At 63.1% G+C, this 10,712-nt stretch carries 7 protein-coding genes; 3 read left to right on the forward strand and 4 right to left on the reverse strand.

The window, feature by feature from the left end:
* The first annotated feature begins 36 nt into the window (after positions 1 to 36).
* Positions 37 to 1,818, forward strand: coding sequence for a GspE/PulE family protein (locus tag GE027_RS19630; protein ID WP_162006836.1), 1,782 nt, complete (start codon positions 37 to 39; stop codon positions 1,816 to 1,818).
* Between the two features lie 290 nt (positions 1,819 to 2,108).
* Here GE027_RS19630 and GE027_RS19635 read toward each other — a convergent pair whose 3' ends face one another.
* The gene (locus tag GE027_RS19635) at positions 2,109 to 2,957 is read right to left on the reverse strand and encodes a fumarylacetoacetate hydrolase family protein (protein WP_237607674.1); all 849 of its coding nucleotides are present in this window, start codon (positions 2,955 to 2,957) and stop codon (positions 2,109 to 2,111) included.
* A gap of 240 nt (positions 2,958 to 3,197) precedes the next feature.
* On the opposite strand from GE027_RS19635, the gene GE027_RS19640 reads away from it, so the two are divergent.
* A complete protein-coding gene (locus GE027_RS19640; RefSeq protein ID WP_153558928.1) occupies positions 3,198 to 4,469 on the forward strand; it encodes a TCR/Tet family MFS transporter in 1,272 nt (423 codons plus the stop codon).
* Between the two features lie 547 nt (positions 4,470 to 5,016).
* Here GE027_RS19640 and hisS read toward each other — a convergent pair.
* Complete coding sequence (hisS, locus tag GE027_RS19645; protein WP_153558929.1) at positions 5,017 to 6,348, reverse strand: histidine--tRNA ligase; 1,332 nt, start codon at positions 6,346 to 6,348, stop codon at positions 5,017 to 5,019.
* 144 nt (positions 6,349 to 6,492) lie between these two features.
* Positions 6,493 to 6,933 (reverse strand): YkgJ family cysteine cluster protein, encoded by a 441-nt coding sequence (locus GE027_RS19650; RefSeq protein ID WP_153558930.1) that lies wholly within the window; start codon positions 6,931 to 6,933, stop codon positions 6,493 to 6,495.
* A gap of 87 nt (positions 6,934 to 7,020) precedes the next feature.
* On the opposite strand from GE027_RS19650, the gene GE027_RS19655 reads away from it, so the two are divergent.
* Positions 7,021 to 7,887: a formyltetrahydrofolate deformylase gene (locus GE027_RS19655; protein ID WP_153558931.1), complete on the forward strand. Its 867-nt coding sequence runs from the start codon at positions 7,021 to 7,023 to the stop codon at positions 7,885 to 7,887.
* A gap of 724 nt (positions 7,888 to 8,611) precedes the next feature.
* On the opposite strand, the gene GE027_RS19660 is transcribed toward GE027_RS19655, so the two are convergent.
* Positions 8,612 to 10,543: a sulfatase-like hydrolase/transferase gene (locus GE027_RS19660; RefSeq protein WP_153558932.1), complete on the reverse strand. Its 1,932-nt coding sequence runs from the start codon at positions 10,541 to 10,543 to the stop codon at positions 8,612 to 8,614.
* Positions 10,544 to 10,712: the final 169 nt, after the last annotated feature.

Below are 10,712 nucleotides of genomic sequence, written 5' to 3' on the forward strand. Positions count from 1 at the left end.
AAGTAGGTGCTTTTCCTTCTCTTCCGGAGCCTGCTCGTGATTCGACCTTCCTCGTCCCTCAGCTCGTTTGATTCGCACGCTCTGGAAACCTTCCCGGCAACGGGCTGCGACAGCCCCGCGCTGACGCAACTACTCGATACGCTCGACCGCCTCGATCCGGAACGGCTGGGCCAGCTGTACGACGCGCAAAGCGATCTGGCCGAGGACCTGGAAACGCAGATCATCGACTCGGGCCTGGCCGAGGAGTCGCAGATCGCTCAGTCCTACGCTCGCCAGTTCCTGCTGCCGGTTTTTGAACCCGACGGCGAAGCAGAGCTGCCGATCGACCCGGCGGTGGCCGAACGGTTGCCGGCGAGTTTCTGTCGCCAGCACCGCCTGATCCCGCTGAACGACGATGGCCATACGCTGGAGATCGCCGTGGCCTCGCCCGACGCTTTCGGGCAATTTGATTCGCTGCAGGAGCTGGCCGGTCGACGGCCGCGAGCCCTGTTCGCTCCGCTGGGCGTGATCCGCCGCGGCCTCCGGCAGCTGTACGGCTCGGCCGCCACGGACGAACCAAATACCAGCGACGCCCCGGCCCGCGACGGCGAATCGAGCTGCAACGGCGCACCGGCCCTCTCCTCTCAACCCCAGGGCTCACGCTCGCGCAGTACCAACGCAACCGATGCGGCCGCACGCTACGTGCACCGCTTGTTCGAGAAGGCTGTCGAAGCGGACGCCGAAAGCATCTACCTGGAGTCCTCGAGCGATTCGCAGTCCAGCCGCGTGCGATTTCGTCTGGACGGCGAACTGGCCGAAGTCACCCCGCCCCCGGCCCAGTCTACTCCTGCCGCGCTGGCTTATCTGAAGCGTCTGGCCAAGTGCGACGAAACCCGCTGCGACCGCGTCCAAGAGGGCGTGATCGCGCTGCGCTGCCACGAGCGTCGTGTCGCACTGCGGCTGCAGACCGTGCCGACCAGCGAAGGCGAATCCGTCTCGCTGCGAGTCCGCAACAGGGACGCTGCCCAGCGAGACCTCTTCGAACTGGACTTGTCGCAACCACAGTACGGCGCCCTGACCGATGCCCTGCATCACCGCGAAGGACTGGTCCTGGTGTGCGGGCCCGGCGGCAGCGGAATCACGACCACGCTGTACTCCTGCCTGCGGCACTTCGACGCCCAAACGTCCCAGCTGGCCACGGTCGAACAAGTGGTCGAATCGCGGTTGGACGGCGTCGCCCAGGTCCAGGCGCTGTCGCAAGTCGAGCTGGACGCCGCCGGATGTTTGCAGGCCGTGCTGCGGCAGCGACCGGACATCGTCATGGTCGACGAACTGGCCGACGTCGAGCTGGCAGATACGGCAGTACGCGCCGCGTCGACCGGCCGCCTGGTACTGTCCTCCCTGGCCGTTGCCGATGCGTTCGGCGCGATCACGCGGCTGGAGCGGCAGGGCATCGGCCGGATGCAGCAAGCCGCGGCGCTGCGATTCATTTTGGTCCAGCGAACGCTGCGCAAGCTGTGCGTCGACTGCAGCCGACCGGTTCGTTTGTCGGCAGCGGACGCCCAGCGATTCGAGCTACCGGCCGACAAGACGCTGTTGGTCCCGGGCGGCTGCACCGCTTGCCGTCAGACCGGGTATCGAGGCCGAGTGGCCGCGTTCGAAGCCGTGGTGATCGACGATGCGATGCGGGCACGAATCGCCGCAGGCGAAGCCGAACAAGCCCTGCAGGACGCTCCGCGGATCGGCGGCACGCTGCGAGAGAACATCCGCCGCCGAGTGCTCGAGGGCGTCACCAGCCCCGAAGAGGCTGACCGCGTCGGGGGTTTGACGGCCTGGTGATTGATTGAGCCGTTGAGGGGCGATCGCCCATCAGCCGCAGGGCGCTAGCCCACGGTTATCCCCATCAGCCGCAGGGCGCTAGCCCACGGTTATCTACTTTCACCATCGCTTGCGATTGAAGCGTTAGCGGAGCGGCGCAAGCCGCCCGGTGTGTGAAGATTCGCACCGCAAAACCGGACGGCTCGCGCCGTTCCGCTACAAAGGAAGTGGCATTGGGCGCCAGCCCACGGTTCCTGGCCACGTACACGGAACCGCACGCTAGCGCGGTGGCGGCTGATTACGGTTCACGCCTAAACGCAGTGGTTGCGGAGCGTGCCGAGGCCTTCGATTTCGACTTCGCACCGGTCGCCGCTTTTTAGATACACCGGCGGCGTGCGAGCGTCCCCGACTCCCGACGGGGTTCCCGTGTAGATCAGATCACCGGGACGCAGCGTGACCACCTGCGACAGGTAGGACACGATTTCGGGAATCGAAAAAATCAATTGCTCCGTCGTCGAATCCTGCAGCGTTTGATCGTTCAGCCGCAAGCGGATGCGGAGTTTGCCGGGGTCGTCGATGGCACTGTGGTGCACCAGGTACGGTCCCAACGGCGCGAACGTGTCGAAGGTTTTCCCCAGCAACCACTGGCCACCGGGTTTGCCTTTCTGCCAGTCGCGAGCGGAAACGTCGTTGCCGCAGCAGTAACCGAAGACGTACTGCAGCGCATCCTCCACCGCGATATTCTTGGCTTCGCGCCCGACGACCACCACCAGTTCCGCTTCGTAATCCACTTTGGAACTTTGCGGCGGCAGCACGATCTGGTCTTCGTGCCCGATCACGGCCGTGGGCAGTTTGCAGAACACCACCGGTTCGGCGGGGATCTGGCTGCCGGTCTCGGTCGCGTGGTCACGGTAGTTCAAACCGATGCACAGGACTTTCTCGGGCCGATCCACCGGCGGCAGGAGCTTCACGTCCTCCGTGACGCTGCGGGCGTCGGCCGCGGCGACCACCCGCTGTAGATCCGTCTCACCGAGCGCCATCAGCCCGCGAATATCGCTCGGCGCCGAGCCCTGGATATCGCGCAGTGCGACGATCGAATCGCCCTGGACCAAACCCAACTCGACCGATTGATCGGGTCGCTGAAAACGGCAAAAACGCACGAGGCACCTCGGGGTTGACGACAAAAAAACAAGCGATGCAGAAACGGGTTCACGCAAACCGGGTAGGTTGGGGGTGATCATACTGGACGGCTGGAACTGCGGACACCGCCTCGGTGCTCGTCGCCGACCGCTCGACCCGCTAGGCTTTGACTCGGCCCGCCCGGCGATTTCGCGGGCTGCCGATTCAGTCGAAAACGCATCTCTTGGGTGAGCCGTTCCGTCCCTCCTGAACCACCATCGATGACCACCTCGGGAAATCGCAAATCGAAGGCTGCTCGGCCCAAGCGTCCGCGACGCGCGGCGGTTGCCTTTATTTTGCTGACCATCTTCATCGATGTGTTGGGCATTGGATTGGTGATCCCGGTCTTGCCGGAGCTGGTCAAACAGATGGTCGGTGGCCAGGCGCATACGGCCAGCCGGTACCTGGGCATCATCATGGCCAGTTACTCGCTGATGCAGTTCGTCTTCGCTCCGCTGGTCGGCGCATTTTCCGACGCCTACGGTCGTCGACCAATCCTGCTGGCGTCCATGTTCGGCTTTGGAGCCAATTTTCTGATCCAGGGTTTTGCCCCGAACATCTGGTGGTTGTTTTTTGGGCGCGTGATCGCGGGCGTGATGGGCGCCAGCTTTACGACCGCCAACGCCTACATCGCCGACGTTTCGGACACCAGCACGCGGGCCCGCAATTTCGGCTTCGTGGGTTTGATGTTCGGTTTGGGGTTTATCGTCGGACCGGCCGCCGGCGGTTTGTTGGGAGAGATCTCGTTGCGGCTGCCGTTCTTCGTAGCGGCCGGACTGGCGCTGCTGAACGGGCTGTACGGCTTTTTTATTCTGCCGGAATCGCTGGCCGAGGAGCATCGTGGTCCGCTGCGTTTATCCAAGGCCAACCCGCTGGGAACGATCGTCTTTCTGCGCAGCTATCCGCTGGTCGCGGCGCTCGTCGTGCCGTTCGTCCTGGCGTCGCTGGCCCAGCGTGGGCTGGAGAACGTGTGGGTGCTGCACACCGGGTTTCGCTACGGCTGGAGCGCGTTTACGAACGGTCTGACGCTGGGTCTGGTGGGGTTGATGGCGGCACTGGTTCAAGGCGGATTGGTCCGGCCCTCGATCCGCCGCTTCGGTCCACGACCGGTGGCCGTGTTTGCGACCTCGGTTTCGGCGACCGCGTTTCTGGGTTACGCGTTGGCCCAGCAGGGATGGATGGTGCCGCCGATCATCGTCTTCGGGTCGCTGGGCGGATTGGCCGGCCCGGCGATCCAGAGTTTGATCGCCGGATCGGTAGATCCGGGCGATCAGGGAAAAGTGCAGGGAGCCCTGACGTCGCTGGTAAGTTTGACGAACATCGTGGCGCCGATCGTCTTCGCCACCGTCCTGTTCAATTATTTTACTTCGGGCCGGGCCGGATTTATTTTCGCCGGCGCCCCGTTCCTGCTGGGCAGCGCCCTGTTGGCCGCCGCTGCGATCGCCCTGAAAGGCGTGTTTGCCCGGTTCCCGGGAGAGGAGGAAGGTGGTTGATGGTTGATGGTTGATGGTTGTTGGTTGTTGGTTGATGGTTGTTGGTTGTTGGTTGTTGGTTGTTGGTTGTTGGTTGTTGGTTGTTGGGGAGAGGGGACGATCTGAGATTTGTTGGGCTCCAACGGAGCCTATATACGGACAAAAACTTTTTCTCCCCTCTCCCCCAAATCCTGGCGAGCCTAAGCGAGCCAGGATTTGGGGGAGAGGGGTCGGGGGTGAGGGGGATTGCAGCGTAGGTTCGTCAGCGCCACGCCTCGATGCGGTCCGCGGCATGAAGACCCGATGCAAAGAATCAGCCATTTGCACCCGAGCCCCCTCACCCCCGGCCCCTCTCCCCCACGGCTTCACTCGCTGACGCTCGCGGCGCCGCGGGGGAGAGGGGAGAAAACTTTTTCTCCTATGCATAGAATCCGTTGGGTACGGAGACCTGAGAGTTTGCCGATCGAACGCGAGCACAAGCGCAGACGCAACAAACTCACTACTCACTACTCACTACTCACTACTCACTACTCGCTACTCGCTACTTTCCAACGCCTGGCGACTTCAGCTACGTGTTTAACGCCTCTTTGAGGGCTTCGATCAGGGGCTCGGGTTGGTCGGGGCTGTAGGGGACGTCGGTGGCGGTCTTGGACTGCAGGTCTTTGACCTGACAACGCGACTCGGCCAGCTCGTTGCCGCCGGCGATCAGGGCGATGCGGAAACCGCGGCTGTCGGCGTACTTGAGCTGCTGTCCCAGTTTCTTGGGTTCCGGATACAGCTCGACGCCGATCCCCGCGGCTCGGACCGTCGCGGCCAGCCGCAGGTAGGCGTCCAGAGAATCGCGATCGAAGTAGGCGATGAAGACCGGGGCCGGTGTGCGGACCGTCGGCAGCAGCTTCAACTGCTCCATCGCCGCCAGCAACCGGTCCAGTCCCAGCGAGGCTCCCACGCCCGGCAAGGACTGCTTGCTGTAGGTTGCGACCAGATTATCGTAGCGTCCGCCGCTGCAGACGCTGCCGATCTTGGGCAGGTCGTCCAGGAAGGTCTCGAAGATCACGCCGGTGTAGTAGTCCAACCCGCGGGCGATCGACACGTCCAGCTTCAACCGAGCGGGGTCCACGCCGGCCGCGGCGGCGCCCTGCATTAATTCGCGCAAACGCTGCACGCCGGCTCGCGCCGTATCGCTGTCGCCGATCACGTCGGGCAACTGGTCGAGGACTTCCGTGGGCGTGCCGTCGCAAGCCGCCAAACGCAGCACCTGGTCGGCTTGGTCGGGCGTGATGCCGGCGGCCGAAACCATTTCCGCGGCGGTCTTTTCCACGCCGATCTTGGGCAGCTTGTCCAGCGAACGGAGGATCGGCAGCGACAACTGCGCCAGCTGCAAACGTTCCAACAACCCGGTCAGGATCTGGCGGTTGTTGATGTGGATCGTGAATCGCTCGAAGCCCAGGGCCGTCATCAGGTCGTGGATCACCAACAGCGTTTCGATGTCCGAGACCACCGACTGGGTGCCGACGCAGTCGAAATCGCACTGCATGAATTCACGGTAGCGACCGGCCTGGGTGTTCTCGCCACGCCAGACCGGCGCCAGGTGATACCGCTTGAAGGGCGTGCCGAGTTTGCCGATGTGCTGGGCGACGAACCGAGCCAGCGGCACGGTCAGGTCAAAACGCATCCCCACGTCGCGGCCGCCGTTGTCGACGAAGCGGTACAGCTGGCGATCGGTCTCCTCGCTGCCCTTGCCGGTCAACACGTCCAAGTGCTCCAGGGCCGGCGTATCGATCGGGCTGAATCCGTAGCGGCGAAACACCGTCCGCGCGGTCTGCATCGCTTGCTCGCGCGGGATCATCACCTCGGGCAAGTAGTCGCGAAATCCTTTTAACGTACGCGGCGTGATCATGAGCGGGACAGGCGGTTGAGGGTTAGTAAGTGGTAAGAAGGAAAGACTCGAGGCTATCGCCCAAACGGCTCACATCAGCGATGTGTTTTCGAATAAATCCACAGCCCGCAAGCACCGCCCGAGTTTATCAGGCCGGCGGTTTTATCAGGCCAGCGGCAGGCCGGTCGGGCGGCGGCTGCGGACGCCTTGACCGGGCTCCGGACCGAACCGCGCGTCGCAGTACTCGACGATCTGCTCGGGCGTCTCGAAGTATTTTTCGTACACCCAGTCGTCCTCGTACTCACAGCCGTCGGTCGTGTAATCCCGGCAGATCTGCGGCCGCGTTTCGTAGATCCCGCAGCGGTTATCGTCCTGCAGGTGTTTACACGTGGTGTGCACCAACAGGTACCAGTCGCCTTCGTCGACAAACACGCTGGCCCGATCGTGCAGTAGGTACCAGCGGATGTAGTCGAAGTCCTTGCGGCAATCGGGTTCGTCGATCGGCAGGGCAAAGTAATGACAACATTTGGCCGTGCAATGTTCGCACAGGTTCGCATCGGCGGGCAGCTGCGAGCGGCGCGGCTTGATCGGTCGTGCGGTCGTCATTGTCGAACAGGCTCCCCATCCGGTACGTTAAGCAAAATCCAACGCAACCTAGCACAGCCTAATGCAATCGAACAGGGTTGATTCACTATGGAAGTCGTCATCACCGCGCTCGGCCCGGACCACTCGGGCCTGGCCGATCCGATCATTCACTACCTGACCGGTCAAGGGGCGCGGATCGCCGAGATCCAGATGTACGACCACGACGAGGAGCAGCTGTTCGCGATGCTGTGCCGAGCCGAATTCGAGCTCGAGGAAGCCAGCTTTGCGGAAATCCGCGACGCCATGCGGCAGATCGGCGAGTACACCAACCTGGCGATCCGGGCGTGGAGCCCCACGGTGCGGCAAGGTCCGCCGCGGATCGCCGTCTGCGGGACCTATGTGCCGCACACGCCGCGGGCGGTCCTCGAAGCCGTGCGGCAGGGAACGATCCGCGCCGAGGTACCGGTGTTGATCAGCAACCGCATGAAACTGGTGGATCTAGCGGCGGAGTACGACGTGCCGTTCCGCTGCATCGGCGACGTCGAAGGCCGTGCCGACGACGCGGCGATGGTGGCATTGTTGGACGAGTTCGACATCGATTACGTCGTCCTGGCCCGCTACATGCGCGTCCTGCCGGCCAGCACGTGTTGGCAGTTCGCCGGCGGTCGGATCATCAACCTGCACCACGGCCTGTTGCCCGGCTTCCCGGGCTTCCGCCCCTACCACGACGCCTACGCCGTCCGCATGCTCTCCTACGGCGCGACCTGCCACTTCATCATCCCGGAGCTGGACGCCGGCAACCAGATCATCAATCAACAGACCTTCTCGGTCGATCCCGGCACCCCGCTGAAACAGATCATCGCCAGGGGCGAGCGCGACAACGAACCGGGCTGCCTGGCCGAAGGCGTCCGCCGCGTCGTCGACCGCGAAGTGCAGCTGCACTTCCACCGCGTCATCGCCAGAGCAGGGGAGTGAGTTGGTTGATGGTGGATGGCTGAAGATTCGATCATAGCTGAAGTCGCCAGACTTTGGTGAAATGAGTGGCGAGAAGCGAGTGGCGAGTGGCGAGTGGCGAGTGGTTGGCGTGCGAAGGTCGGTCGCAGCAGCCACGCCAGTGGCGACAGGTGGTAGCTCGCGTTTTAGTCCCGCAGGGACGGCAGGATGTAGCCATGGGCGTCAGCCCGTGGTTGCGCAGCAAGCACGTTTCAAAAGCCCTGGAAGGGCGACATGTGGTAGCCCCAGGCGCGAGCCTGGGGTGCCGTCCCCACACCCCCGCGCCAGTCCCAGAGGGACGACACGAAGTTCCGGGGCCAACGGTTCCTGTCGCCCTTCCAGGGCTTTTTGTTCGTGGTGTTTACATTTCCCCGGGCTCGCGCTTTGGGGCTACCACAATCAATCGCTGCGCGATTCAAGGACATCCGTTCCCGTACATAGAATCCGCCGGAGTCAGCAAATCTCAGATCGAGCACGAGCACGAGCACGAGCACGAGTACGAGTACGAGTACGAGTACGAGTACGAGTACGAGCACGAGCACGATCGAAACTCGCCACTCGCCACTCGCCACTCAAAACCAACAACCAACAACCAACAACCAACAACCAACAACCAACAACCAACAACCAACAACCAACAACCAACAACCAACAACCAACAACCAACAACCAACAACCAACAACCAACAACCAAACTCTGGCGACTTCAGCTACCAGACTTCTCGACCGCGATCTCGGCGGCGCTGGCCCAGGGGCCTCCGTTGATCTCGGAATCGGCCCAGATCTTGACGTAGCGGCCGCGGGCATCGGGCAACCGGATCGCTTGCGGCTCGCGGGTCTTCCGCAGCCGCTTCTTGACTTGCGGCGTGTGGTCCAATTGCCCGATGTCGTCGCCGACCGAGACCCGCACGTCGGCGATCGTTCCGTTCCAACCACCGTCCTGCCGGGCGACGTACCACACGGCCGAGATCTCGTAGGCCTTGCCCAAGTCGATCAACAACCAGTGCGGCGCCTCGGCCTTGGCGGGTGAGAACCGGCTGTGCCACACCGTGCCCGCGTCGCCGTCGATCGCGTTTTTGGCCAGTTTGCCGTTGCCCCTATTCTGACTACTGTATCCGGCGATCATCATCTGCTCGTGCGGCACCAGATTCGTAGCGGGAATCGCGACCTCACGCTTTTCGCGCTTCGGAGCTCGACCGCCAAACTTCGCCCGCCGATCACGCTCGTGCAGCGTGCGGTCGTCGAACGTTCCCTCCTCGACCGGCTCGTGAGCCTCTTCGGCGTAGGCCTTCATCTTGGCCAGCTGCTCGGGATGCTGGTCTGCGATGTTATCGGATTCGCTGATGTCCTGCTCCAGGTCGTACAGCTCCCAGGGTTTCTTTTCATTCGGCTTGATCGCTTTCCATTTGCCTTCGCGCACCGCGGTCTGCCGCCCGAGTTCCCAGTACAGGTAGTCGTGCTGGGTCTGCGGCCGCCCGGCGGCTTCTTCTCCGATCAGCGTCGGCACGATCGACATCCCATCGATGTCCTGCGGCGGGCGCACTCCGGCCAATTCCGCCACCGTGGGCAGCACGTCGGGAAAGTACCACAGCAGATCACTGACCTGGCCGGGCTGGATCTTGCCGGGCCAGCGGACCATCATCGGGATCCGCAGACCGCCCTCGTACAGCTGGCCTTTGCGGCCGCGGAATTCGGCCCCGGTCTGCGGGTTGACGTTCGCGCCGTGGAACCCACGCGGGTACTGCTTGCTGGAAAAATAATCGGCGCCGCCGTTGTCGCCACAGAAGAACACGATCGTGTCCTCCTCCAGGCCCAGCTCACCCAGCAGATCCAGCGTCTGGCCGACTTGGCGATCGACCATCGTGACCATGGCCGCATAGCGCTTGGCCGGCTCGGGCCAGGGCCGGTCTTTGTAGACCTGCCACGCCGGATCGTCGTCGGGAATATCGAACAGACCATGCGGCGGCGTGATCGGCAGGTAGCAGAAGAAGGGCTGGTCGCGGTGTTCGCGGATAAACTCCTGCGAGGCGTCGAAGATCACGTAATGCGAATAGGTCTCGCCCGTGCTGCCGCCCTGGTTGCCTTCCAGCGGCACCTCTTCGCTGTTGCGAATGATGTAGGGCGGGTAGTAGGAATGGGCGTGGACCTGGTCGTAGTAGCCCAGGAAAACGTCAAAGCCATGCTCTTCCGGGACGCCCGTCGAACCGCGTCCGCCGCAGCCCCACTTGCCAAAGCCACCGGTAGCGTAACCGGCCGGCTTCAGCAGCGAAGCGATCGTCGCCTCGCCGGCGCGCAGCGGTGTTCCGCCACCGTTGCTGCGCACCGAGGTGTGCCCGCTGTGCTTGCCCGTCATCAGACACGCTCGCGTGGGAGCGCACACCGAAGAACCGGCCAGAGCCTGGGTGAAACGAATTCCCTGCTGTGCCATCCGGTCCAGGTTGGGCGTCTGGATGTTGGGATTGCCCATCCCGGACAACTCGTAGTAGCCCAGTTCGTCGGCCATGATGTACACGACGTTGGGCGGCGCGTCGGAAGGCCGCTCGGCACGCCCCGGGGTCGCAGTGAGAACGATCAGCGACAGCAAGAAGGCCGCCAAGCAAGAGGCGGCCGGGACCGGGAAGCATCGAGCGAATGGCATGGCGAACACGTCTCCATCAGAGCAGGAAGAAGCACCGTTCGCCGATTGTAACGCAGAGGGGTTGGTGGGTGGTTGGTTGGGGCCACCCGTAGCTGAACTCGCCAGAGTTTGGTGGCGAGATTGCAAATTGCAAATTGAACAATGCAAATTGCAAATTGAGATGTTCTGA

The organism is Roseimaritima sediminicola (assembly GCF_009618275.1).
Taxonomy (GTDB): Bacteria; Planctomycetota; Planctomycetia; order Pirellulales; family Pirellulaceae; genus Roseimaritima; species Roseimaritima sediminicola.

Excerpts from the sequence above, each read along its gene's own strand:
- GE027_RS19640 (WP_153558928.1), top strand. The coding sequence starts at position 3,198 with ATGACCACCTCGGGAAATCGCAAATCGAAGGCTGCTCGGCCCAAGCGT.
- GE027_RS19655 (WP_153558931.1), top strand. The coding sequence starts at position 7,021 with ATGGAAGTCGTCATCACCGCGCTCGGCCCGGACCACTCGGGCCTGGCC.
- GE027_RS19650 (WP_153558930.1), bottom strand. The coding sequence starts at position 6,933 with ATGACGACCGCACGACCGATCAAGCCGCGCCGCTCGCAGCTGCCCGCC.
- GE027_RS19660 (WP_153558932.1), bottom strand. The coding sequence starts at position 10,543 with ATGCCATTCGCTCGATGCTTCCCGGTCCCGGCCGCCTCTTGCTTGGCG.
- hisS (WP_153558929.1), bottom strand. The coding sequence starts at position 6,348 with ATGATCACGCCGCGTACGTTAAAAGGATTTCGCGACTACTTGCCCGAG.